This is a genomic window from Enterococcus sp. DIV0712, from assembly GCF_050554855.1.
GTDB classification, from domain to species: domain Bacteria; phylum Bacillota; class Bacilli; order Lactobacillales; family Enterococcaceae; genus Enterococcus; species Enterococcus faecalis.
In genome coordinates this window covers 1,813,987-1,840,040 of record NZ_CP187333.1, presented here as the reverse complement: position 1 = coordinate 1,840,040, position 26,054 = coordinate 1,813,987, and the positions used below count along the sequence as shown (strand labels likewise).

The following is a 26,054-nucleotide window of genomic DNA, read 5'->3' as shown; positions in this document are numbered from 1 at the left end:
AAAGAACGGTCTTTTTTTGTTAAGTGTATTAATGGTAGATTATTCGCAACCATGCTACAGTAAAGAAGAGAAATAGAAAGGGGCAAAAAACATGAACCGAGTGAAAGATAAGCGTTTATGGCTAAGTATTGTAGGAATTACCGGACTAGGGCTCTTGTCGGGCTTATTTTCAGTAAATGCGAGAGAATATTATCAAGCGTTGAGATTACCAAGTTTTGCTCCGCCAGGCTGGTTATTTGGACCAGTGTGGTTGGTGTTGTATATTTTTATGGGCATTACTTTTTATTTCATCTTAGTTCATCCAAATAAACAACAGAAAAAACGGATGATTACGCTATTTATTTTACAATTTATTGCAAACTTTTTCTGGACATTTTTCTTTTTTTCTTTACAAAATAATTTATTATCTGTGATTGATATCTCATTGTTATGGCTATTATTAATAGTTCAACAGTGGGACTACTTGCGTTATAAATTAATAACGCGTGGCTGGTTGATGATTCCTTATATTCTTTGGGTTACTTTTGCGGCAGCTTTAAATTACAGTATTTTATTTTTAAATTAGGAATATCAAAACACCAGAGAAAAATGGGAACTAGCCATTTTTCTCTGGTGTTTTTTTATTTATTTCAACGTAGTTATTCTGCGGCAGTTGCTAATTTTTTCGCAAATTCTTCTAAACGTTGGATGTCGTCTTCTTCAGCGGCTAAATCAACTTTAACGCTGTCGGCGCCTTTTTTTGCCCCAATTTGAGTAAAGACTGCTTCGAAGTCGTCCACCGATTTACAAAAATCATCATAAAACGTGTCTCCTGAACCACAAACGCCGAAGATTTTTCCTGATAAATCAATCTCTTGTAAGTCTTCATAAAAGTCGACAATTTCATCAGGTAAATCGCCATCGCCATACGTATATGTAGCTACTACACAGATATCGGCCTCTTCAAAATCAGCGGCATCGACTTGCGTACACTCATCAATTTCGACCTCTAATTCTAAATCTTCAAATGCTTCTGCAACAATGTCGGCAATTTCTTCTGTATTCCCAGTCATGCTTGCATACACAATTTTAGCTAACGTCATAAACTTTCTTCCCCCTCATACAATTCTGTCACTTATTATAGCAGATGCGCATTTCTTATAAAAGACTAGCGAGTGCTTTTATTAAGGGACTTTTTGAAAATTGGTGTTTGAACAATCTTTTTTGCAAAAAATGTGATAAAATAATTTGAATGAAACAAGTTTAGGAGAGATAGTATGATTACATTAAAATCACCACGAGAAATTGAAATGATGGATGAATCAGGGGAATTATTAGCGGATGTTCACCGTCATTTACGGACGTTTATTAAACCTGGCATTACAAGCTGGGATATTGAAGTATTTGTGAGAGACTTTATTGAAAGTCATGGTGGCGTGGCGGCTCAAATTGGCTATGAAGGTTACAAATATGCTACCTGTTGTAGTATCAACGACGAAATTTGCCACGGATTTCCTCGTAAAAAAGTATTAAAAGATGGCGACCTAATCAAAGTAGATATGTGTGTCGACTTAAAGGGCGCAATCTCTGATTCATGCTGGTCTTATGTCGTGGGTGAATCAACACCTGAAATTGACCGCTTGATGGAAGTAACCAAAAAAGCGCTATATCTTGGGATTGAACAAGCACAAGTAGGAAATAGAATTGGCGACATTGGTCATGCAATTCAAACGTATGTAGAAGGAGAAGGCTACGGGGTAGTTCGCGATTTTGTAGGTCACGGCATTGGCCCAACTATCCATGAAAGTCCAATGATTCCTCACTATGGTGAAGCAGGTAAAGGACTACGTTTAAAAGAGGGAATGGTTATTACCATTGAGCCAATGGTTAACACAGGAACTTGGCGCATGAAAATGGACCCAAATGGTTGGACTGCTTATACTGAAGATGGCGGTCTAAGTTGTCAATATGAACATTCATTAGCGATTACGAAAGAAGGTCCAAGAATCTTAACGTCACAAGGCGAAGAATTGACTTATTAATAAGGAGAGTGTGTGATGAAGTTTCTCGACAACATCAAAAAGAATCAATCTTTGATGCGTTTTATTGAGACAACGCAAAGTCACATGGTCACAGCCGAAATAGGCAACAGCTCAGTGGTTGTTGCCTATTATTTATTACTCTCGCTGTTTCCATTACTGATTGCGGTAGGTAATGTCTTACCTTATTTAAGAATCGACCCTAATTCTGTGTTGCCTTATATTGCAGAGGCGATTCCGAAAGATGTTTATAAGAACTTAGAACCAGCGATTCGTTCACTACTGACTCAACGTTCAGGCGGGTTGCTTTCTGTTTCCGCTTTAGCAGCATTTTGGAGTGCCAGTCAAAGTATTAATGCACTACAAAATGCGATGAATAAAGCTTTTGGTGTCGAACAAAGGAAAAATTTTATTCTCGTAAGAGTGGTCTCATTTTTAGTTATTTTGTTATTTATGGTAGCGATTGTTGGTGTAGTAGTAATTTTAGGTCTGGGTCAGTACATTATTGAATTACTGCAACCAATTTTCCATTACTCAACGTCTGTGATCGATACTTTCCAAGCGTTAAAATGGCCGTTAACGACCGTTGTTTTATTAGTGATTATGTGTTTGATTTATGCGGTCGTTCCTAATCGGAAATTATCGTTACGTTCTATTTTGCCAGGGGCTATTTTTTCGACAGTCGGTTGGATGCTATTATCACAAATTTTTGGTTTGTACGTAAAATATTTTAGTTCTAGAATCGCAAGTTATCAAATCATCGGGAGTTTTATCATCTTGATGTTATGGCTGAATTTTGCTGCCACGATTATTATTTTAGGAGCAATTGTCAACGCTGTCGTTGATGAATACTTATCTGGAGATAAAGAAAAAAAACAACCAAGTTTTGAACAACGCTTGTTTAGATGGTTTAAAAAGAAAAAATAAATGGATTTCTTTAAAAAAGTCTAAACCGTTGCCAGAACACATGTTTCAGCTTGTAAATGCTTCAGTTTACGGTATAATATACCCTGAACGAGAAGAAAGTGGGTTCGACTATGTCACTATTTATTTATGAAGTTTTGATACGTTTATTTATGACATTTATCTTATCTTTGCTATTAACACCACTTGTTAAGCTTCTAGCGTTTCGGATTGGCGCCTATGATGCACCAGGAGAGCGACGAATCAATACCAAAAATATGCCTACAGCAGGAGGACTTGCAATCTACATTGCTTTTGCTAGTTCATGTTTATTGATTTTTCGTTCGATTATCCCACAAGATTATATTTGGCCGATTATTTTGGCTGGTGGAATGGTTGTTTTGACAGGCCTCATTGATGATATTAAAGAGATTACTCCAATGAAAAAAACAATCGGTATTTTGTTAGCAGCATTAGTTATTTATTTTGTTGCTGGAATTCGGATAGATTTTGTGACGTTGCCAGTTGTTGGAATGATTGATTTGCGCTGGTTTAGTTTACCACTAACTTTATTGTGGATTTTAGCGATTACGAATGCAGTAAATTTAATTGATGGTTTGGATGGTTTAGCATCAGGCGTATCCATTATTGGATTAACCACGATTGGTATTACAGGGTATTTTTTCCTACATGCTAAAACGGTCTATATCCCAATTGTTATTTTTATTTTAGTTGCGAGCATTGCGGGATTTTTCCCATACAATTTTTATCCGGCTAAAATATTTCTAGGAGATACCGGGGCGTTATTCCTCGGGTTTATGATTGCAGTAATGTCGTTACAGGGCTTGAAAAATGCTACGTTTATTACGGTAATTACGCCAATGGTGATTTTAGGTGTGCCAATTACGGATACGGTTTATGCAATTATTCGACGGCTATTGAACAAGAAGCCCATTTCCTCAGCAGATAAAATGCATTTGCATCACCGCTTGTTATCTTTAGGTTTTACCCATAAAGGGGCGGTCATGACTATTTATGCATTAGCGTTAGTTTTTTCCTTTGTCTCTTTATTGTTCAGCTATTCAAGTACAGTAGCATCAATTTTATTAATTGTCTTTTGTTTAATTGGCTTAGAACTATTCATTGAACTAATCGGTCTAGTTGGCGAAGGACATCAACCGTTGATGTATTTGTTACGGATTTTAGGGAATCGTGAATATCGTCAGGAGCAAATGAAAAAGCGACTTGGCAAGCATTCTAAGAGAAAGTAAAGAAATCTTTAGGTTGCTTTGCGAGAGCGTAAACCTATGATATAATTCCATTAAACTTAAAAAAGTATATGTGTGAAACATATGCTTTTTTTTTAAGACGATGTTTCAGTAGTAAGGAGAAATGAGCATGCAAGAAATGGTAACAATCTCGATTGTCACTTATAATAGTCGTTACATTTTTAATGTACTAGACCAATTAAAAGCCGAACTGGGTACTGATAGTATCTATGATATTCATATCTATGACAATCATTCTGAAACAGCGTATCTTGAAAAATTAACAACATATGAACCATTTATTACTATCCATCGCGCTGAAGAAAATCAAGGGTTTGGTCATGGTCATAATCAAGTGTTATTCAATGCTTCGACAAAGTATGCAATTATTTTTAATCCCGATGTTTTGGTTACTAAAGACGTGCTTGATCGTCTATTAGACCGTATCAAAATAGATAAGAACATTGCAGTCGTTAGCCCTAAAGTGCTAAATGAAGATGGCACGACGCAATATTTAGTTCGTCAAAAATTAGATGTTTTCGATTATATGTTACGTTTTATTCCCTTTCAATTTGTAAAGAAAATTTTTGATAAACGTTTGAGCATTTATGAATGTCGCGATTTGTCGGATACAGAAACAACGGATATTAAAATGGGCTCAGGCTGTTTTATGTTGATTGATCGTGAAAAATTCGTTGAAATTGGTGGGTTCGATGAACGTTTTTTCATGTACTTTGAAGACAACGATTTATGTTTACGCTTTGGCAAAGCAGGCTATCGGATTCTCTATACGCCTTTTGAAACGGTTGTTCACATGTATGAAAAGGGCGCCCATAAAAGTCGTAAATTGTTTAAAATCTTTATGCAATCAATGGGGAAATTTTTTAACAAATGGGGCTGGAGGTTCTTTTAATGAGTCAAAGATTAGCGGTAGTCATCGTCTTATATCAAATGAAAATGGCTGATACGCCGAATTATTTGTTATTAAAAGAAGTGGTAGATCACCCCGAATTGCACTTATTTATTTATGACAACAGCCCACTTCCTCAAGAAGATGCATTATTTTTACAACAAAATGTTACTTATCGACATAATCCTGATAATCCAGGACTAGCGACCGCTTATAATGAAGCGATTGCTTTTAGTCAAACGAATCAATGTGAATTATTGTTGCTCCTTGACCAAGACACAGAAGTGCCAGCTTCTTATTTTGATACGTTGATCATCATGCCGTTAGATCCGACTGTGGCAGTCTATGTTCCAATTGTAGAAGCAAATGGACAACAAATTTCGCCAGTTTATAGTGATCAATATGTTGGACTTAAAGGAGCAAAGCCAACAGCAGGGATAGCCAACCAACCGTTGATGGCTATCAATTCTGGTACAGTCATTACGGCAGAAACACTGCGCTGGTTGGAAGGATTTTCGGAAGAATTTCCTTTGGACTATTTAGATCATTGGTTCTTTTATCAATTGAATCAAGCCAATAAAAAGATTGAAGTCTTACCAATCCACCTAAAACAAGAATTGTCTGTTTTAGATTATCGTACAATGAGTCCTCAACGTTATCGCTCTATTATTGAAGCAGAAACGTTATTTTATCGTCGATATGATCAAGAAAAGTTTTCCCATCATCGACGCCATTTATTTTTACGCAGTAGTAAGCAATTTTTAACTGTCAAAAATCGCCAAATTTGGCGGCAAACATTGGCAGAATTTCTCAAGTTAATGAAAGGATAATCTATGATCTCAGTTTGTATTGCGACATATAATGGAGAAAAATATCTCGCGGAACAATTAGATAGTATTCTTTTACAAGTCAGTGAAGAAGATGAACTAATTATTTCAGATGATGGTTCTACTGATCATACGTTGGAAATTTTGAGAACGTATGCAGCGAATTATCCCCAAATTCAATTGTTACAAGGTCCAGGGCAAGGAGTGATTGCTAATTTTGCATTTGCGCTTACGCATACGAAAGGCGAAGTGATATTTTTAGCAGATCAAGATGACGTTTGGTTGCCAAATAAAGTAACGACAGTGACAGAATATTTTGAAACGCACCCTGACATCCAAGTGGTTATTAGTGACTTGAAAATTGTTGATGCGGATTTACAAGTTACCAATCCCTCTTATTTTAAGTTTCGAAAAGTCAAACCAGGGTTTTGGCGAAATGCGATAAAAAGTGGCTATATTGGGGCAGGTATGGCCTTTCGTCAAGAGATGAAAAACGTCATTTTACCCATTCCGCCAGAAGTTCCTATGCATGATATGTGGATTGGCTTATTAGCTGCACGGAAAAAGCAAACGGGTCTCATTAAAGAACCATTAGTGCTTTACCGAAGACATGGAGCGAATGTCAGCCCTATTATTACCAAAACAAGTTTCCAACAAAAATTAAATTGGCGTGTGAATTTATTAAAAGCTTTACATCAGCGCTTAAAGGAACAGCGCTAAACTTTTACAGATTTGTAAAATTTACGTAAAAAACATGACAAACCCTATGCTTAATGCGATAATAGGGAAGGATATTTGGTTTTATAAAAACTAAAAATAGAAGTATTTAAGGAGATTGTTCATGAAAGGAATTATTTTAGCAGGCGGAAGCGGGACACGCTTATATCCGCTAACAAAAGCAACATCAAAACAATTAATGCCAATTTACGACAAACCAATGATTTATTACCCAATGTCAACGTTAATGTTGGCGGGAATTAATGAAATTTTGATTATCTCTACACCAGAAGATACACCACGTTTTGAAAGCTTATTCGGCGATGGCCATGATTTAGGCATTCATATCGAATACGCGGTACAAGAAAGCCCAGATGGTTTGGCGCAAGCATTTATTATTGGTGAAGAATTTATTGGTGATGACAGTGTCTGCTTAGTTTTAGGGGACAATATTTATTATGGTGGCGGCTTATCAAAAATGTTGCAACGAGCGGCTTCTAAAGAGTCAGGGGCAACAGTCTTTGGTTACCATGTAAATGATCCAGAGCGTTTCGGCGTGGTAGAATTTGATGAAGAGATGCGGGCGCTTTCTATTGAAGAAAAACCAGCACAACCAAAGTCAAATTATGCAGTGACAGGTTTGTATTTTTACGACAATGAAGTAGTTGAAATTGCGAAAGGGATCAAACCGTCAGAACGTGGGGAATTAGAAATAACAGACGTTAATAAAGTCTACCTTGAAAAAAATAAACTTTCTGTTGAGGTAATGGGCCGTGGCTTTGCTTGGTTAGATACAGGCACACACGAATCCTTATTAGAAGCGTCAACATTTATTGAAACAATTGAAAAACGTCAAAATTTAAAAGTCGCTTGTTTGGAAGAAATTGCTTATCGAATGGGCTATATTACAAAAGAACAATTGGTAGAATTGGCACAACCATTGAAGAAAAATGGCTACGGCCAATACTTGCTACGTTTAGCAGCAGAATAGGAGCGAAGAAACGTGAAAGTTATTGATACAAAATTACAAGATGTCAAAATTATCGAAATGGATGTTTTCGGTGATCATCGTGGCTTTTTTACAGAAAGTTATTCCAAAGCTAAATTTGCAGAACATGGATTAGACTTTGATTTTGTCCAAGATAATCATTCATTATCAACAGAAGCAGGTGTCTTGCGTGGATTGCATTTTCAAAAAGGCGAAGCTGCGCAAACAAAACTAATTCGCGTTGTAACAGGTGCGGTATTAGATGTGATTGTTGATATTCGTAAAGGGAGTCCAACCTATGGCCAATGGGAAGGCTACATTTTATCAGAACATAATCACCGTCAGCTTTTAGTACCAAAAGGTTTTGCTCATGGTTTTGTCACTTTGACACCGAACGTGAACTTTATGTACAAATGTGACAATTACTACAATGCGGCAGCAGACGGCGGTATTGCTTTTAACGATCCAGCGTTAGCTATTGATTGGCCAATTGCGCCAGAAAAAGCGATTACGTCAGAAAAGGATCAAAAACATCCAACCTTAAAAGAATTTGAAGCGGAAAATCCGTTTATCTATGGCGAAATTTAAGAAAAAAGTAGGAGAGTTTCAATTATGAAAAAAATCATCGTAACAGGTGGAGCTGGTTTTATCGGCTCAAATTTTGTTCATTATGTTGTAAAGAATCATCCAGAAGTTCATGTAACTGTATTAGATAAATTAACGTATGCAGGAAATGAAAAAAATCTTGAAGGTCTACCAAGTGATCGTGTGGAATTAGTCGTAGGAGATATCGCTGATGCTGAATTAGTTAATCGTTTAGTCGCTGAAACAGATGCGGTCGTTCACTATGCTGCTGAATCGCATAACGACAACTCATTAAACGACCCATTCCCATTTGTACAAACCAATCTGATTGGGACGTATACATTGATCGAAGCTTGCCGTAAAAACAATGTTCGTTACCACCATGTATCGACTGATGAAGTTTATGGCGATTTACCTTTAAGAGAAGATTTACCAGGACATGGAGAAGGCGAAGGGGAAAAATTCACTGCCGAAACGCCTTACAATCCTTCAAGTCCTTATTCTTCAACAAAAGCAGGATCTGACTTGTTAGTCAAAGCGTGGGTTCGTTCTTTCAACTTACAAGCAACAATTTCAAATTGTTCAAATAACTATGGGCCATATCAACATATTGAAAAATTTATTCCTCGTCAAATTACCAATGTCTTAAGTGGCATTACACCAAAACTTTATGGTGCTGGTAAAAATGTTCGTGACTGGATTCATACAAACGACCATTCTTCGGCTGTTTGGGCAATTTTAACAAAAGGTCAAATTGGCGAAACATATTTAATTGGAGCCGATGGTGAAGAAGACAATAAAACAGTGATGGAATTAATTTTAGAATTAATGGGACAACCTGTTGATGCCTATGAGCATGTCAACGATCGTGCAGGACATGACTTACGTTATGCGATTGATTCAACCAGATTACGCGAAGAATTAGGTTGGGAACCAGAATTCACGAATTTCCGTGAAGGCTTGGCAGAAACAATCAAGTGGTATACAGAAAATGAAGACTGGTGGCGTGCAGATAAAGAAGCTGTTGAAGCAAAATATGCACAAAATGGTCAGTAATTTTTTCTGACATGTGAGATAACAGTCGAAAGGCGATGGCAAAGTACAAAAGCTACTTTGCCCTGCCTTTTTTTCAAGAAGGAGCGAAAAAAATGATTTTAATTACTGGTGGAAATGGCCAATTGGGCACAGAATTACGTCACCTATTAGACGAACAAGGAATTGAGTATGTTTCAACGGATTCCACAGAATTAGATATTACTGATGCGGATAGTACGTTGGCAAAAGTGAAAGAAATTCAACCAAGCGTCATTTATCATTGTGCTGCTTATACAGCTGTTGATAAAGCAGAAGACGAAGGCAAGGAATTAGATGAAAAAGTGAATGTAGATGGCACACGTCATGTTGCAGAAGCTGCTAAAGCAGTGGGGGCGACACTTGTTTACGTAAGTACAGATTATATTTTTGATGGAACTAAAAAAGAAGGCGTCTATGCGATTGATGATCAACCGAATCCTTTAAATGAGTATGGTCGGACGAAGTTATTAGGTGAACAAGCGGTCCAAGAAATCCTGGACGACTATTATATTATTCGAACATCATGGGTATTTGGTCAATACGGTCATAACTTTGTCTTTACCATGCAAAAATTAGCGGAAACAAGAGACCAACTAACGGTAGTGGACGATCAGTTTGGCCGCCCAACTTGGACAAGAACGTTAGCCGAATTTATGGCATTTGTTATTGCAGAAAAAGCGCCATTTGGTGTTTATCATTTGTCTAATGAAAACAGCTGTAGCTGGTATCAGTTTGCTAAAGAAATTTTAAAAGATACTGAAGTGGAAGTACTGCCAGTGGATTCAACTCAATTTCCACAAAAGGCGCAAAGACCACAATATTCTGTCATGGATTTAAGTAAAACAGAAGCGTTAGGCTTTAAAATTCCTACTTGGCAAGAAGCCTTAGCACAAATGTTAGAAAATGTTCAACAATAAATTGTTTTGTGTAAGTGAGGGGTTTTGTTAGAGAAAAAGTGGAAAGGTGTTTCTCTTTATGAAGGTACTTTTAATCATTCCTGCTTACAATGAGGAAGAAAACATTTTGCGGACGATTGCTTCCATTGAAACATTTAAACAGGAAGTTACGCATTTTCAACATGAATTGGATTATGTGGTAATTAATGATGGCTCGACAGATGGAACCAAACAAATTTTAGAAGCCAACCAAATTAATGCCATTCATTTAGTGTTGAATTTAGGTATTGGCGGGGCGGTGCAGACCGGCTATAAATATGCCTTAGAAAATGAGTATGATGTGGCGGTTCAGTTTGATGGCGATGGTCAGCATGATATCAATAGTTTACCTGTTTTACTGGAACCATTAGCAGAGGATAAATGTGATTTTTCGATTGGCTCTCGTTTCATTCCTGGAAACGAAGCGGCTTTTCAAAGTACGAAAATGCGCCGTTTTGGTATTCGTTTGTTATCCTTTTGTATTCGAATGGCTTCTGGTAAAACAATTTATGATGTGACTTCTGGTTATCGAGCGGGAAATCGGAAAGTGATTGCTTTTTTTGCAAAGCGTTATCCGACAAATTATCCTGAGCCAGAATCGATTGTTCACTTAATTAAAAAACGTTTTGTGATTGTTGAAAGACCTGTCAATATGATGGAACGGCTTGGTGGTGTTTCTTCGATTCGTGCATTGGCTTCTGTGAAGTATATGCTGGAAGTCGGCTCAGCAATTCTGATTGCTGCCTTTATGAAGGAGGGAGATTAATGCTACCAACCGTGTTATGGCTAGCTTTATTTTTATTTGCAATTGGCTTTTTCTTATACATTATTCGAGGGATTAATAAAAATATTTTTCTCCTAAAAAATGCTTTGATTTGGTTATTAATCTCAATTGTCTTAATTATTTTTGCTATTTTCCCGCATGTGGCAGAATGGTTAGCAATGGCCTTTGGGTTTGAAACAACATCAAACTTCTTATTATCAGCTGCGGTGATTGTCCTGTTAATCATGGAAATTAAAAATTCTGTGTTGATTTCAAAACACGAAAATCGCATTAAAACATTATTGCAAGAATTATCTATCATGAAATCTGAAGAAAATAAAAAAGATCGCTAATGTGTAGTGACCCTTAAAAGTTGGACCTGAAAGTCTAATATTTAAGGGTCAGCTCAATGAATAGCGATCTTTTTTATTTAAGATTCATAATCACAATGCCGACAATAATAACCACAGCACCAATAAGGGTATTCGTTGTGATTGTCTCTTTTAGAATAAGATTTGAAGCAATTAAAATAGCGATGTTTGTACAGGCAACGCCTAAAGGAACAATGTAAGAAACATCGGAACGACTAATAATTAACATCCATAAAATAAAACTAATTAAATAACAAAATAAACCTAATAAAGATATAAGTGAGATATTCATTGAAAAGATTGTTTGTTGGAGTTGGATGTTCAAACTGCTAGAACCTAGTTTAAATAAGACCAGACCAGCAGAAGACAGAAATACGTAAATAATAAAAAGAACCATAATTTCCCTTCTCTCAAAAATAATTTCCGTGCAAAAAAATGCAAGACCTCCATTATTGTAGCATAATCTCCTAAAAATTGGACAAGATTTTTTAATATAGTGAAATCAGTTAAATTTTTCTTTATAAAAAGGGGTCTACTATTGAAAAGCTAGGCGTTTATCGATAAAATAGAAATGTTGTTTAAAATGGCATTTTTGTATCCAAAAATTTTAGATAAAAATAGTTTATTACGGAAGGAATAAGTATATGTTTAAAGAAACATTTTCAATTTTCAAGAATATTTTTCAGAACAAAAAATTGTTATTACAATTTTCATTTAATGATTTTAAGGCCAAGTATGCTGGTTCAGCACTAGGAATTGTCTGGGCGTTTTTAACGCCATTAGTAACTGTTTTGACGTATTGGTTTGTCTTTTCTGTAGGCCTTCGTTCTAGAGCTGGCGACAATATGCCATTCATTGTCTATTTAGTAACAGGGATGGTACCTTGGTTCTTCTTTTCAGATTCGTTATTATCAGCCACGAATGTGTTTCGTGAATATAGTTATTTAGTTAAAAAAGTCGTGTTTAATGTACAAATTTTACCAACGTCTAAAATTTTATCGAACTTGTACACCCACTTGTTTTTCATTCTAATTGGTTTTGTAATTACTACAGCTAACGGTTATTACCCAAGTCTGTACAGTTTGCAATTAATTTACTACTTAGCTTGTTTATTAGTCTTTTTAACAGCAATTACGTGGATTACTGCTTCAACACAACCATTTTTACCTGATATTATGCAATTTATCAATATCATTATGCAAACAGTTATGTGGACATTGCCAATTTTATGGCAACCAACTGGAATGATTGCGACAATCTTAAAAATCAATCCATTATATTATATTGTTCAAGGATACCGCGAATCTTATTTAGGCGGTGCATGGTTCTGGGAACATTGGCAATATAGCTTATATTTCTGGGGAGTTACTATTGTTTTACTATTAATTGGCTCAACCGTGTTTAGACGCTTAAAACCACATTTTTCAGATGTACTATAAGGAGAGAACGACATGTCAGAATATGCAATCGATATCCAACATATTACCAAAACATACAACATGTATAAAAAGCCGTCCGATCGGTTTAAAGAAGCGCTTAGTCCAACAAAAAAATCTTACCACGATTTGTTTTATGCGTTAGACGATGTCACGATGCAAATTAAAAAAGGCGAGATGATTGGTTTTGTCGGCGAAAATGGCTCTGGGAAATCAACCATGTTAAAAATTATTACAGGAGTATTAACGCCAACCTCCGGGTCCATGGTGATTAATGGGAAAATTTCAGCGTTACTTGAATTAGGTTCAGGTTTTAACCCAGAATATTCAGGATATGAAAATATTTTCTTAAATGGAATGGTCTTGGGTTTTTCTCGAGAAGAGATGGAAGAGCGTGTCCAAGATGTCATTGATTTTGCTGACATCGGCGATCATTTGTATCAACCAGTTAAGACATACTCTAGTGGTATGTTTGTCCGCTTGGCTTTTGCGGTAGCTATTAACGTGGACCCAGATATTTTAATTGTCGATGAAGCGTTGGCTGTCGGGGATTTAGAGTTTCAATTGAAATGTATGGAAAAATTTACGGAAATTAAAAATTCTGGTAAAACAATTTTATTTGTTTCTCACGATGTAAACTCCATCCGTCGTTTTTGTGACAGAACTTTTTGGTTGCAACACGGGAAAGTCGTTGAATATGGAGATACGATGGACGTGACGACCAACTACGAAAACTTTTTGAAAAAGAAATCAATTAAAACGGTTGACCGCGAAGCGACCATGAAAGATGAAACCCCAACACCAGATATTATTGAAGTGGATCATGCGGAACTTTTAAATGCGGATTATGAACCATTAGAAATGGTAACGCAAGATGAAAAAGTGATTGTAAAAATTGAATATACTGTCAAAAATGACCAAATTAAGAAGCCTGTTTGTGGGGTCGCTATTCGAACAGTGGACAATCATTATGTCTGTGGCTTAAATACGTTGTTAGATGGCGTGCAAATTCCTTGGAAAAAAGGACGGAATGTTTTTTATTTAGAATATGAAAAAATGTCATTATTAACAGGTGAATATTATTTTGATATTGCTTTCTTTGAGGAACATGCAACAGTCCCATTAGTCTACAAAACAAAATACGTGACGATGTTTATTACCGGTCGTTATGCCGGAGAAGGAATTGTCATCTTAGATCATAAATGGAAGGATACGACAAAAGATGAAGTATGATTTTGAAATGGAAACAGACGAGAGTACCAGTGTTGGGAAAATCGTAGCACAAATCAAAGAAAATAGTGATGTCTTGGAATTTGGTCCAGGTAATGGGCGAATGACTAGCTATTTGATGGAAGAAAAAAAGTGCCAGGTCTCAATTGTTGAATTAGACAAAGAACTTTATGATCATGTCAGTCAATTTTCAACAGATGCCTTTTATGGCAATATTGATGAAAATGATTGGGTCGAATACTTTGCTGGTAAGACGTTTGATTATATCGTTTTTGCAGATGTGTTGGAACATTTAATGAATCCTCAAAGCGCCTTAGCAAAAGTCAAACCGTTTTTAAAACCAGGCGGTCAAATCTTAATCACTTTCCCTAATTTGGCGCATAATTCTGTCTTAATTGATTTATTTAATAATCGTTTAACGTGGAATGAAACTGGGCTGTTGGATGCTACGCATAAATCATTCTATTTACAAGAAGGATTTGAAAAAGTTTTTGCAGAAGTTGGTTTATACATTGCCAAAGAAGATTTTACATTTAATCAAGTTGGCTACAACGAAATTCCTACGACGTATGAAGCGTTACCTGTAGAAGTACAAGCAGCTTTTAAAGCGCGTCCCTTTGGCGAAGTGTATCAGTACTTTTTTGCCTTGACTGCTGAACCAGTAGAACAGCCAGAGCGAGTGACACCAGTAAATTCATACAATGAAAAAAACGTTCATATTTTAATTAATTGCGGCGAAGAAAAAGAGACTGAGTTGGATCAACCAGTTGATTTACAAAAACCTGAAACAAAACAGTTCCAACTGAAGATACCAGAAGACGTCCAACTGATAAAATTATTCCCAAGTTTAACAGGGGCAATTGTTAAATTATCCATGACGATAGACGGCGAGACAGTCCCAGTCGCAGCCACGAATGCTTTTCTGGTACAAGAGAATATCTATTATTTCTTAGATACGCAAGTACCTGTAATCGAAGTAACCGATGCACAAATGGCAGGCAAAGACCTGACAGTAGACATTGATTATTTCTTTGAAGGCAACTATTCAGAACGTGAAAATACCTTTATTCATGCACTGTTAGATGAAAGAAATCAATTTTTAGAAGAAATGAATAAACAGACGGAGACTGCCCCTATGCCTACTGTAAAATATAAACGAATCACATTAACTAAATTTGATAAAATGATTAATTTAACTATCGATGATATTGCTCGCGATGTAGAAAATAACGTTTCTGTTATCAGAGGGTGGGCGTATGACAAACAAACAAATTATCCGCTAAGATTCAGCATTGCAGAAGCTAGTGAATCAGTCACTTATACGGTGGAAACAGAATACCGTCGTGATGTTATTGATATGTTTGAATTAGAAGGCGATCAAGATTATGGTTTTGTCATTACGATTAAAGATCCAGAAGATTTACCAGCCTACACGTTAAACATTGACACCAAATCAGGCCAGAAGGTTCAATACGTGGTGGAGCGTCCAAACATGGTTCAACCAGGCACGAAATTTGATCGAGCATGGCGTTCGATTCAGACACGTGGTTTGATGGGCTCAGTGAAGTGGTACTTTAAACGACAAGAAAAAGCAGAAGCCCCTGTTGACGTGGAGGCAGTTTTAGCGGAAATTAAAACGTTCCAATTTCAGCCTAAAATTTCTGTCGCTGTGCCTGTTTATAATGTCGAAGAAAAATGGCTTGCAGCATGTGTCTCTTCTTTACAAAATCAGTACTATGAAAATTGGGAGTTATGTTTAGCAGATGATGCATCGCCAAGCGAACATATTAAGCCCATGCTAGAAAAATATAAAGAACTAGATCAACGAATCAAAGTTATTTATCGCGAAGAAAACGGACATATTTCAGAAGCAACTAACTCAGCTTTGTCGATTGCTACTGGCGATTTTGTTGGTTTCATGGATAACGATGATGAATTAGCGCCACAAGCATTATATGAAGTGGTCAAAGCTTTAAATACAGACCCAACGATTGATTTTCTTTATACTGATGAAGATAAAATTACAGAAAATGGTCGTCGCTTCAACGCGTTTTACAAATCGGACTGGAATCCAGAACTGATTTTAAACCATAATTACATTACACACTTTGTTGTTGTGAAACGTGATTTATTAGAAAAAGTAGGCGGACTGAACTCAGCATATAACGGCGCTCAAGACTATGATTTCGTATTACGAGCAACGGAACAAGCAACGAAAATCAAGCACATTCCTGGTATGATGTATCATTGGCGTGCCATTGAATCATCGACTGCTCTAAACCCTGAAAGCAAAGGTTACGCCTATGTGGCTGGTCAAAAAGCGGTCCAAGCGGCGACGGAACGCCGTGGCTTAAAAGCACAAGTAGAGATTGCCGAATTTTATGGTTCCTATAAAATTAACTATCTTTATGATCATGTGCCGATGGTATCATTGATTATTACGAATGATACAGAGAATATGAGTAGTTACTTACGTCAATTATTAGAAAAAACTGCCTATACAAATTATGAAATTCTATTGCCTGCACGCTTCGAGAATCAAATAAATATCCAAAATGACCGTCTTCGTTATGTTTCAACAGAAACACGTCATGGCATGATTCAAGCTGCTAAGGGAGAATATGTGGCTTTATTAAATGCTGGATTGGTACCAACGAAAAATGATTGGTTAAAAGAGTTAATGAACATTGGTCAACAAGAGACCTCTGGTTTAGTGACTGGCCGCGTAGTTGACGCACGCTATCGCGTGGAAACGGTGGGAGTATCAGTTGATACAGACAAAGGTCGATTACTTTATCCCGAAAAAGGCACCCCTGGTAAAAGCTTAGGTTACTATTACAGAATTGCTTTACCAAGAAATATTCAAGCAGCAACTGAAGACTGCTTACTATTCAACAAACAACTTTACCTAAATTTAGAAGGAATTAACGAAAACTTAGGTAAAGAGTGGATGGGTGTCGATTTATCGTTACAATTTGCTAGCGCTGGTAAACGAAATGTATATGTGTCCTATGCAATTTTGAAAGCAGACGAAAAAATGCAAAACCATGATAAAAAAGGATCTTATAAAGAACTTGCGGAAAAATGGACCGCGGAAGCTTTAGTTGATCCCTACCGAAATCCGAAACATCTATAAGGAGAATGCACATGAATGAAGACATTAAGGTGATCTTTGATAGTATCTATCGCGACAAAACAACAAATAATTTAACCATTACAGGTTGGGCGTTGGATACAATCACTAAAGAAAGCCCAACTTTCACAATTAATAATGAAAACCAAGTGTCCGCTTATAACATTCAGCGCGTTTTACGTGAAGATGTTAATCAAATTTATCAAACAAAGCCTGCGATTGAAGCTGGCTTTGTTGTTACACTTGAAGGAATTAAACAAAAAAAAGTACTCCCTTTTCATTTTCAATCATCAGCACATGTTGTAACGGTGGATTTTCCCTTGAATAAAAAATATCCAGTGATTCCAGGGACAGAAGATAAAGTAACTCGTCTCTGGATAAAAGCCAAAAAAGGATTTAAGTATATGGCTAAAAATGGTATTTCTCATACCATTCAACGAGCGAAAATTGAGAAACTAAGAAATCAAGCTTCGTATCCTAACTGGTTAGCTAGAAATGAAGTACTAGACATAGAAGCGATGACGCAAGAAATCGCAACATTTCATTATCAGCCTAAAATTTCCATTGCGATGCCAGTGTATAATGTTGAAGAAAAATGGCTTCGGTTGTGCATTGATTCTATTTTGAATCAAGTCTATACTAACTGGGAATTATGTATGGCCGATGACGCCTCAACAGATCCTAATGTCAAAAAGATTTTAACAGAGTACCAGCAATTGGATGAGCGAATTCGGGTCGTCTTTCGTGAACAAAATGGTCATATTTCCGAAGCAACCAACTCTGCTTTAGCGATTGCTACCGGAGAATTTGTCGCCTTACTAGACAACGATGATGAATTAGCGATCAATGCTTTTTATGAAGTGGTTAAAGTGCTGAATGAAAACCCAGAACTGGATTTAATTTATAGTGATGAAGATAAGATTGACATGGATGGAAATCGTTCTGATCCAGCCTTTAAACCAGATTGGTCACCTGATTTACTTTTAGGAACGAATTACATTTCGCATTTAGGCGTGTATCGTCGGAGTATTCTAGAAGAAATTGGCGGCTTTCTAAAAGGTTACGAAGGTTCTCAAGACTACGATTTAGTCTTAAGATTTACTGAAAAAACGACAAAAGAACGCATCAAACATATTCCAAAAGTTCTTTACTATTGGCGGATGCTGCCAACCTCAACAGCAGTGGATCAAGGCTCCAAAGGTTATGCTTTTGAAGCGGGGCTAAGAGCCGTGCAAGATGCGCTCGTTCGTCGAGGTATTAATGGTCATGCAACGCATGGGGCGGCGAATGGCTTATACGATGTTTATTATGACATTGAATCTGAAAAGTTAGTCTCAATTATTATTCCAACTAAAAATGGCTATAAAGACGTACAACGTTGTGTTTCATCGATTATTGAAAAAACAACCTACCAAAATTACGAGATTATTATGGCTGATAATGGAAGTACAGATCCAAAAATGCACGAATTATATGCAGAATTTGAACAACAATTACCTGGCCGCTTTTTCGTTGAATCAATCGATATTCCATTCAATTTCTCAACTATTAACAATCGTGCAGCGAAAAAAGCGCACGGAGAGTATTTATTATTTTTAAATAATGATACCGAAGTGATTACAGAGAATTGGTTAACCTTGATGGTTTCATTTGCTCAGCAAGAACGGATTGGCTGTGTAGGTGCGAAATTATTGTATCCAAATAATACGGTCCAACACGCAGGCGTTATTTTAGGATTAGGTGGTGTTGCTGGACATGGTCATTATGGTTATCCCCATGGTGACTTAGGCTATTTTGGTCGGTTAGCTATTAATGTTAATTATTCAGCAGTAACTGCCGCATGCTTACTTATGAAAAAAGCAGATTTTGATGCAGTTGGTGGTTTTGAAGAAGCGTTTACCGTAGCTTTCAATGATGTTGATTTATGCTTGAAAGTCCAAGCTTTAGGACGTGACAATGTCTGGCTTCATGAAGCAGAGCTTTATCATTTTGAATCTCAAACTCGTGGATATGATGATAAAGGCAAAAAGAAAAAACGTTTTGAACAAGAAAAAGTGATGATGGAAGAAAAATGGGGACCTTTAATTGAAAATGATCCATTTTATAATCCTAATCTGACAAGGGATATTCCCAACTTTTCATTACGAATTGACTAGATGCAATTGCGGATGACGAAATGGAGCGAAAAGATGGAACAACAACTAACTACAAGAAAAGAAAAACAACCATTACGCAACCAAGCTGAGCAGAGTGCTCGCTTGGTTGATCATTTGTTACGCTGGCGCTATCTGCTAGCGGCAGTCATTTTTATTTTACTGGTCGCCTTTAAAGTCCATGGTAGTTCATTAAACATGTGGGATGCGTATGTTTCTGAATATGCGGATGGTCAAAAAAGTTCATTAATTGCTGGTGAACCAAGAGGTGTTCGCTCGGATGAATGGCTCGTTCAAACCCCATTTAGCCTCTCACAAACACAAACAGGTTTGAAAACACATAATGATGTGATTACGTTAAATGGGCAAGACATGGTGGTAGGCTATAATTCCCCAGCGTGGAATTTGGCCACGTTAGCGAAACCTTTTACGTGGGGCTATGTACTATTAGGCAAAGAATATGGCTTATCGTGGTATTGGAATCTTAAATTAATTGGCTTAATTTTATTTTCTTTTGAAATTGGCTTGATTGTCACACGGCGGAATAAATATTTAGCTTTGTTAGCAAGTGTTTGGATTCCGTTTTCTTCGGCCCTTCAATGGTGGTTTGTCTCGCCAGTTGGAGATTTAGTATTTTTTGGCTTAGGTTTTTTAGTGGGAATTTATAATTATTTCTATTATCATAGTAGTGTTCGACGTCGTGTCATTTGTGCGATAACGGCTGTTATTATGGCCTCAGGATTTGTTTTAGTTATTTATCCTGCGTTACAAGTACCACTTGGTTATTTGATTTTATTATTTTTAATTTTATTCTTTTTAGAATTTCGTAAAAAAATTAAGTTGGATAAGTGGGATGGGGTCCTGATAGGTGGGGCACTCTTGATGACGGCGATTATTGTTGGCGGATCGTTATATGGCTCATTGGATTCCTTAAAAGCAGTAATGGATACCGCTTATCCAGGAAAACGGGTAAGTTTAGGTGGCGATATGCCTAAACGCGATATTTTGTTATTTTTAACAAATTGGAAAATGCCGTTTCAAGATGTTCCATATTCAAATAATTCGGAAATCAGTAGTTTTTATCAATTATTTTTTGTTATTTTGCCGCTCTCACCATTTATTTTTTATAAAAAAATCAAAGAAAACATTTACGGTTTTGTCTTATTCGTGTATTGTTTATTTAACTTAGTTTGGATGAGCGTTCAATTTCCAACAATTTTTGCTAAGTTGACATTGTGGTCTTATGTGCCAGAACAACGGGCGATGTTATCCTTCGGGTTTGCCGCTGTGTTGTTAAGTTTATGGTTCATCGATTATTTATGGAATCGCCAAGCAAAAATTCCAATGATGGCCTGGTTAGGGGCGCTAGGATTAAATGTTGTTCTGTATTTCTTTGTTTTATATACGGGCAATTTACGGTTATACGTTACACGAATGGACATCATTGGTGTCTTAGTTGTCGCTACCGTTTTAATTGTTGCTTTATTTAAACGTTGGCGCACGTTATTTGTCCTTGTCTTATTAGGAATCATTATGGTTTCTGGTGCCTTTGTTAATCCAATTTCTCGAGGCGTTTCTGCTGTCTATGGTAAAAAATTAGCGGTAGAAGTGGAAGAAATTAACAAAAAAGACCCCAACCAATTGTGGGTGGGCGAACGCTTGATGTATGGCTATTTGCCAATGTTAGGTGTGCATACATTTAACGGTGTTGCTTTTACACCTGACTTAGAGGCTTGGAAACCATTAGATCCAAAAGGAAAAGACACATTTATTTATAATCGCTATGCGCACATCAATGTTGAAGTAGGAAATCAGGCCCCTGTTTTAGAGTTGATGCAAAAAGATGCGATTATTGCTCGTTTATCTCCAGAAAAATTAAAAGAATATGGGATTAAATATGCGGTCGTTTATAAACCATTAGAACCGTTAGACACACCAACGATTCATTTTGAAAAATTATATGGACCTGATCAGAACGGGGCATATATTTATCGAATAAACGACTAGTGATTCATTCATGGAATGAGGTTTGAATATGGGAAAAGTATTGAATAGAATCGGTCGACTTATTTTATTAGTTACAATGATCGGCTCGTATACGATGTGGGTCGTAGGAATTGATGCGCCAGTCACAAAATATATGTATGCCAATAGTTCAATTTTATTATTAATAGCAGTAATACTTGTACTGCTATTAAATTGTACGAAATTAAAATTTATTGACTGGCTGACCGTAGCGTTGGCGCTAGCCACCTGGCTCTTGTTTCACTTTACGGAATCAATCCGTCATAGCACGATGCAAACAGATACAATGATTCCTTTAATTATTTTGTTGGTTCTTTGTTTTAAAGTTTGTGTCTTTGATCGTTTGGATCAAACGCTTTTATTAATTGTCTCTTTAGTTGCTTTGAGTGCGACTTTGTATCGGATGTCCGTGGAGTTGCCTCAGTTGATTCCAGCAGACGAAATTTTTAAAGAATCAAATAAACTAGAAAGTATTTGGATTAATACCAATACGATTGGTGCAACGTTGATGTTTTCAACAATGATGGCTAGTAGTTTGATCAAAGCATATAGAAATAAGGTTTTTAACCTGCTGCTTTTACCTGTATACATTGGTGGTGTTTTAGGTACATGGGTCAGTCAATCAAAAACCTCTTTTGCCATTTTAGTTGGTTTTATTCTGGTGGATAATCTTTTACCAAAACGTTTCTTGCAACGTTCGAAAGTTTGGCTATTTGGTTTTGTCGGAGTAGCTGCATTGGGACCATTGTTATTTTACTTATGTGCGGAATCGGATACTGTTGATTTATTTACAGGAAGAGAACGAATTTGGCATGAGTTTTTTGCTAAATGGTTATCTGATCCTCAACATATTAAAGTCGGTATGGAGCCTTTTGTGGCCTCATGGAAACCGCTGGGGACACATAATGCTTTTCTATTTACGTTAAGTAATTTTGGTGTCATTGGCTATCTGATTTTATTTGGTTTTTTAGTCAGTATGATTTTATTGATTGGTTTCCGCAAAAAAACATTGGATCGTTTGCAAGTTAGTTTACTTTTAGGCTTCCTTTTAATCTGGATTCATTCATTTATGGAAGATATTTTATTAGCGCCTCATTGGATGCCGATTGTTTATAGTTTCCTTGGGCTAGCCTTCTACTTCCGGCCAGAGAAAAAACGAGGAAGACATGAAAGACCAACGACACCTAAAAGAAGAAAACGAGTGAAACAAACAAGTCCTGTTAGCAATGAAGAGCGCCCGATAGCACCTGTTGACGAAGAGGGCTGGGACCAACCTGAAGAATTAAGTCGTGTCCAAAGACATCGCAGATAATTTTCATCCTATAGAACTTTCTTGTCCGCTGACATTATGGTAATATAGGGGTTGCATGTTATTACAAATAATGTAATTACTGGAAGTGAAGAGAGGAAGTTTTTAATGACATCAAAAAGTGAATGGAGTAATGCAAGACGAATTGTAATTATTTTAGCAGACGTTTTGCTCTATAATTTATCAATCATCTTAGGGTTTATGGTGAAATTTGGCCGAGAAATTCCTTCATTTAACTTTGTGGCTTATGAAAAATCTGCAATTTACATTTCAATCTTTTTTATCTTTTTGAATTTGTTGTTAGGTGCGTATATTTTTTATAATCGCAAAATTAGTGACATCATTTTTGTCACGGTGATTGGTCAAATTTTAATGACTTTAACGATTATGATTGTGACATTTGCCGGACGTTGGTTTACGTTCCCGCGTTCTGTTTTAGGATATTCCTTTATAATCGGAATTATTGTTCTAAGTCTTTGGCGAATTCTTGTTTATTATCTTTACTTAAAGGTCAGCAATGAGCGAAAAGTTGTTTTACTAGGTAAAGAAAATCAAGTTATGCGGTCAATTCAAAACTTTATGTCTGATAAAAATAACAAGCATAAAGTAACGAGCGTTGTTGTCAGCAATTACTATGAAAACTTAAAAAAAATTATCGATGAAATCGATATTGTTTATATTTCAAGTAATGTTGATGAGAACGAAAAAGTAAAATTGTATCAATTAATTGTCAAACACAAGAAAAAAATCTTTTTAGATACAAGTTTTGAAAATCTAATTATGTTAAAACCAAACATGATGAACTTTGAAGATGAAAGTATTATCGAAGTCTCAAATTTTGAAATCCAACCAGAAGAGAATTTTATTAAACGTTTATTCGATATTTTAGTCTCTGTTTGCCTATTTGTGATTACCTCCCCCTTAATGCTTATTGCAGCGATTTTAGTCAAAGCAACCTCACCGGGACCAGTGATTTACAAACAAACTCGGATTACATTAAATCAACGTGAGTTCTCGATTTTAAAATTTAGAACGATGTCGGCAACAGCAGAAGCAAAATCAGGTCCAGTCTTATCTACAAGTAACGACAGTCGCGTCACTACAGTTGGTAAATACTTGCGCGCTTTACGTATTGATGAGTTGCCACAACTAATCAATGTTATTCGCGGGGATATGTCCATTGTCGGACCACGTCCTGAACGACCATTCTTTGTTGATCAATTTAATCAGGAAAACCCGAATTACTATTTACGTCACAATGTACGTGCGGGGATTACTGGCTATGCCCAAGTTTATGGGAAGTATGCTTCTGACTACAATAGTAAATTGAACTTTGATTTACTGTACATCAAGAATTATTCATTACTGTTGGATATGAAAATTCTGCTTCAAACCATCAAAATTCTCTTTGATAAAGTATCATCAAGAGGATTGGATGAGTCTGAAGAACGTGAAGAATTGACGATGGATTATTGTAAAGAGAATGCTATTAGAATTTACCGTTAAAAGTTTGAGACATAAGTTATTTAAGCTTATGTCTCAAACTTTTTTTGGAAACAAGGAACGTTGAAATAATAAAAGAGCTATGCGATAATATAAACTGTTACATTCTTACATAAAATGCAACGAGGAGTGAACAAATGGAAACAGCACTTGTTTCAATTATTATGCCCATGTACAATGCAGGCAAATTTTTATCAAAATCTATTGAAAGCGTTCTGGAACAAACCTATCAGAATTGGGAATTATTACTCATTGATGATGGAAGTAAAGATGATTCTATTGATATTGCACTTGCCTTTACGGAAAAAGATTCAAGAATCTTTTTACTGAAAAATGAACAGAACATGGGCATTGCAAAGACCAGAAATAAAGGAATTGAAGCTTCAAAGGGACAATATATTGCCTTTTTAGATAGTGATGATTTATGGCTTCCTAATAAATTAGAAGTTCAAATCAAGTGGATGGAAGAAAAAAAACTTTTATTTACATGTAGTTCTTATTTTGTATGTAATGAAAATGGCAACATTACTCATGAGCGTAATTTTAGTGAGGGACCACAAACCTATCAAGATCTTTTAAAAACAAATACTATCGGCTGCTTAACAGTCGTAGTCGAATCTAATCTGCTTAAACGCCATTTAATGCCGGATTTAAAACATGAAGACTATGCTACTTGGTTAAACATTTTGAAAGAAATAAATACGGTCTATTTTATTAACGAAAAATTAGCCATTTATCGTAAGCTAACCACCTCTACATCTTCTAACAAATGGAATACAATCAGTTGGGTTTGGAAAATTTTGCGCCAAAATGAACAATTTTCAGTTATTAAAAGTTCATTCTACTTAATGCGTTTTTTATTCTATACAACATTTAAATATGCAAAGAATGAATAGGGAGGAAAAGGAAAAGTGGAACAAACAACACAGACGCAATTAGTAGAAATTCAACAAGTCGTTTTACGCATGTCAAAATATTTTGTGGCTTTTTGTGAAGAACATAATCTAACCTGTTATTTTTGTGGAGGCGGTTGTATTGGAGCAATCCGCAGTCAAGGTTTTATTCCATGGGATGATGACTTAGATTTCTTTATGCCAAGACCAGATTATGAAAAATTAAAAGTGCTTTGGCCTAAATATGCAGATACAGAACGTTATCCATTGTTAGTTGCTTCAAAAACTTATAATGATCATAATTCATTTATGACAATTAGGGATGCACAGACAACGTTTATTAAAACCTATCAAGATGGATTAGCGATTCCTCATGGTATTCCTATCGATATTTTTCCTTTAGATGGTGCGCCAAAAGGAAATTTTCAAAGGAAGAAACAAAAAATTTGGGCATTAATTTATGCTTTATTCTGTTCACAAGTGGTACCAGAAAAACATGGTGGCATTTTAGCAACGGGGAGTCGGGTATTATTGAATATCTTTCCATCGAAAAAGGTTCGCTATCATATTTGGCGCTTTGCTGAAAAAAGAATGACTAAGTATTCCTTCGGCTCCACTCCTTATGTTACAGAATTATGTGTCGGACCACGCTACATGGGTAATATTTATCATTTGGAAGATTTTAAATCTGCTATTTTTGTTCCGTTTGAAGATACAAAAATGCCAATACCAGTGGGCTACAAGCGCTACTTAACAGAGGTTTTTGGGGATTATATGCAATTGCCACCAGAGGAAGATCGCCAACCCCATCATGAAGCACTAATTGTTGATACTAAAAAATCGTACACAGAATATCTTAAAAAATAAATAAAAGATGAAAACAATCGATTAAAGATCTGTTTTCATCTTTTTACCATTTAAAAGTAAAAAATTGATATAGGAATGTTAAAAAAGCGTAATTGAATTTGAAATAAAGGTATGAGATAATAATTGGTGTTAGTTTTAAAATGTGA

24 protein-coding genes are annotated in these 26,054 nt (G+C 36.2%); 22 read left to right on the top strand and 2 right to left on the bottom strand.

Going from position 1 to position 26,054, the window contains the following annotated elements; translation table 11 throughout:
- Positions 1 to 91: 91 nt before the first annotated feature.
- Entirely contained in the window at positions 92 to 565 is a 474-nt protein-coding gene (locus IGL42_RS08900; RefSeq protein WP_002356884.1) for a TspO/MBR family protein, read from the top strand.
- 73 nt (positions 566 to 638) lie between these two features.
- Here IGL42_RS08900 and IGL42_RS08895 read toward each other — a convergent pair whose 3' ends face one another.
- On the bottom strand, positions 639 to 1,082 hold the full coding sequence (locus IGL42_RS08895; protein WP_002356885.1) for a flavodoxin: 444 nt from the start codon (positions 1,080 to 1,082) through the stop codon (positions 639 to 641).
- A gap of 174 nt (positions 1,083 to 1,256) precedes the next feature.
- On the opposite strand from IGL42_RS08895, the gene map reads away from it, so the two are divergent.
- The 12 genes from map to IGL42_RS08835 all read left to right on the top strand — a co-directional run bounded on the left by map (position 1,257) and on the right by IGL42_RS08835 (position 11,341).
- Positions 1,257 to 2,021 carry a type I methionyl aminopeptidase gene (map, locus tag IGL42_RS08890; protein ID WP_002356886.1) on the top strand — a complete coding sequence of 255 codons (765 nt, stop codon included), beginning with the start codon at positions 1,257 to 1,259 and terminating at the stop codon, positions 2,019 to 2,021.
- Between the two features lie 15 nt (positions 2,022 to 2,036).
- Positions 2,037 to 2,945: a YihY/virulence factor BrkB family protein gene (locus tag IGL42_RS08885; protein WP_002383768.1), complete on the top strand. Its 909-nt coding sequence runs from the start codon at positions 2,037 to 2,039 to the stop codon at positions 2,943 to 2,945.
- A gap of 110 nt (positions 2,946 to 3,055) precedes the next feature.
- Positions 3,056 to 4,192 (top strand): MraY family glycosyltransferase, encoded by a 1,137-nt coding sequence (locus IGL42_RS08880; RefSeq protein ID WP_002366956.1) that lies wholly within the window; start codon positions 3,056 to 3,058, stop codon positions 4,190 to 4,192.
- A 121-nt stretch (positions 4,193 to 4,313) separates the two neighbouring features.
- Positions 4,314 to 5,102 (top strand): glycosyltransferase family 2 protein, encoded by a 789-nt coding sequence (locus IGL42_RS08875; protein ID WP_002359892.1) that lies wholly within the window; start codon positions 4,314 to 4,316, stop codon positions 5,100 to 5,102.
- Positions 5,102 to 5,929: a glycosyltransferase gene (locus IGL42_RS08870; RefSeq protein WP_002370382.1), complete on the top strand. Its 828-nt coding sequence runs from the start codon at positions 5,102 to 5,104 to the stop codon at positions 5,927 to 5,929. The genes IGL42_RS08875 and IGL42_RS08870 overlap by 1 nt, the downstream gene beginning before the upstream one ends.
- 3 nt (positions 5,930 to 5,932) lie before the next feature.
- The gene (locus tag IGL42_RS08865; protein WP_002362119.1) at positions 5,933 to 6,646 is read left to right on the top strand and encodes a glycosyltransferase family 2 protein; all 714 of its coding nucleotides are present in this window, start codon (positions 5,933 to 5,935) and stop codon (positions 6,644 to 6,646) included.
- A 121-nt stretch (positions 6,647 to 6,767) separates the two neighbouring features.
- Positions 6,768 to 7,634, top strand: a complete 867-nt coding sequence (gene rfbA / locus IGL42_RS08860; RefSeq protein ID WP_002364387.1) for a glucose-1-phosphate thymidylyltransferase RfbA — start codon at positions 6,768 to 6,770, stop codon at positions 7,632 to 7,634.
- Positions 7,635 to 7,646: 12 nt separating this feature from the next.
- Positions 7,647 to 8,219, top strand: a complete 573-nt coding sequence (gene rfbC / locus IGL42_RS08855) for a dTDP-4-dehydrorhamnose 3,5-epimerase (RefSeq protein WP_002356893.1) — start codon at positions 7,647 to 7,649, stop codon at positions 8,217 to 8,219.
- Between the two features lie 24 nt (positions 8,220 to 8,243).
- Complete coding sequence (gene rfbB / locus IGL42_RS08850; RefSeq protein WP_002359895.1) at positions 8,244 to 9,272, top strand: dTDP-glucose 4,6-dehydratase; 1,029 nt, start codon at positions 8,244 to 8,246, stop codon at positions 9,270 to 9,272.
- 92 nt (positions 9,273 to 9,364) lie between these two features.
- Complete coding sequence (gene rfbD / locus IGL42_RS08845; protein WP_002356895.1) at positions 9,365 to 10,207, top strand: dTDP-4-dehydrorhamnose reductase; 843 nt, start codon at positions 9,365 to 9,367, stop codon at positions 10,205 to 10,207.
- A gap of 58 nt (positions 10,208 to 10,265) precedes the next feature.
- Positions 10,266 to 10,991, top strand: a complete 726-nt coding sequence (locus tag IGL42_RS08840; protein ID WP_002369094.1) for a glycosyltransferase family 2 protein — start codon at positions 10,266 to 10,268, stop codon at positions 10,989 to 10,991.
- Positions 10,991 to 11,341 (top strand): DUF2304 domain-containing protein, encoded by a 351-nt coding sequence (locus IGL42_RS08835; RefSeq protein ID WP_002356898.1) that lies wholly within the window; start codon positions 10,991 to 10,993, stop codon positions 11,339 to 11,341. The genes IGL42_RS08840 and IGL42_RS08835 overlap by 1 nt, the downstream gene beginning before the upstream one ends.
- Positions 11,342 to 11,414: 73 nt before the next feature.
- Here IGL42_RS08835 and IGL42_RS08830 read toward each other — a convergent pair whose 3' ends face one another.
- Complete coding sequence (locus IGL42_RS08830; RefSeq protein ID WP_332873868.1) at positions 11,415 to 11,780, bottom strand: hypothetical protein; 366 nt, start codon at positions 11,778 to 11,780, stop codon at positions 11,415 to 11,417.
- Between the two features lie 223 nt (positions 11,781 to 12,003).
- Between IGL42_RS08830 and IGL42_RS08825 the strand changes: the two genes are divergently transcribed.
- From IGL42_RS08825 to IGL42_RS08785, 9 genes are all read left to right on the top strand, one after another.
- Positions 12,004 to 12,798: an ABC transporter permease gene (locus IGL42_RS08825; protein WP_002356900.1), complete on the top strand. Its 795-nt coding sequence runs from the start codon at positions 12,004 to 12,006 to the stop codon at positions 12,796 to 12,798.
- A 12-nt stretch (positions 12,799 to 12,810) separates the two neighbouring features.
- Positions 12,811 to 14,028: an ABC transporter ATP-binding protein gene (locus IGL42_RS08820; RefSeq protein WP_002356901.1), complete on the top strand. Its 1,218-nt coding sequence runs from the start codon at positions 12,811 to 12,813 to the stop codon at positions 14,026 to 14,028.
- A complete protein-coding gene (locus IGL42_RS08815; protein ID WP_010710595.1) occupies positions 14,018 to 17,161 on the top strand; it encodes a glycosyltransferase in 3,144 nt (1,047 codons plus the stop codon). The genes IGL42_RS08820 and IGL42_RS08815 overlap by 11 nt, the downstream gene beginning before the upstream one ends.
- Before the next feature lie 11 nt (positions 17,162 to 17,172).
- Positions 17,173 to 19,314, top strand: a complete 2,142-nt coding sequence (locus tag IGL42_RS08810) for a glycosyltransferase family 2 protein (RefSeq protein WP_010710594.1) — start codon at positions 17,173 to 17,175, stop codon at positions 19,312 to 19,314.
- Complete coding sequence (locus tag IGL42_RS08805) at positions 19,315 to 21,318, top strand: DUF7657 domain-containing protein (RefSeq protein WP_002398588.1); 2,004 nt, start codon at positions 19,315 to 19,317, stop codon at positions 21,316 to 21,318.
- A 28-nt stretch (positions 21,319 to 21,346) separates the two neighbouring features.
- Positions 21,347 to 22,648, top strand: coding sequence for an EpaQ family protein (locus tag IGL42_RS08800; protein ID WP_002383757.1), 1,302 nt, complete (start codon positions 21,347 to 21,349; stop codon positions 22,646 to 22,648).
- A 105-nt stretch (positions 22,649 to 22,753) separates the two neighbouring features.
- On the top strand, positions 22,754 to 24,151 hold the full coding sequence (locus tag IGL42_RS08795) for a sugar transferase (RefSeq protein ID WP_010710593.1): 1,398 nt from the start codon (positions 22,754 to 22,756) through the stop codon (positions 24,149 to 24,151).
- 134 nt (positions 24,152 to 24,285) lie between these two features.
- Positions 24,286 to 25,044 (top strand): glycosyltransferase family 2 protein, encoded by a 759-nt coding sequence (locus IGL42_RS08790; RefSeq protein ID WP_010710592.1) that lies wholly within the window; start codon positions 24,286 to 24,288, stop codon positions 25,042 to 25,044.
- A 15-nt stretch (positions 25,045 to 25,059) separates the two neighbouring features.
- Entirely contained in the window at positions 25,060 to 25,908 is an 849-nt protein-coding gene (locus IGL42_RS08785) for a LicD family protein (RefSeq protein ID WP_002366946.1), read from the top strand.
- Positions 25,909 to 26,054: the final 146 nt, after the last annotated feature.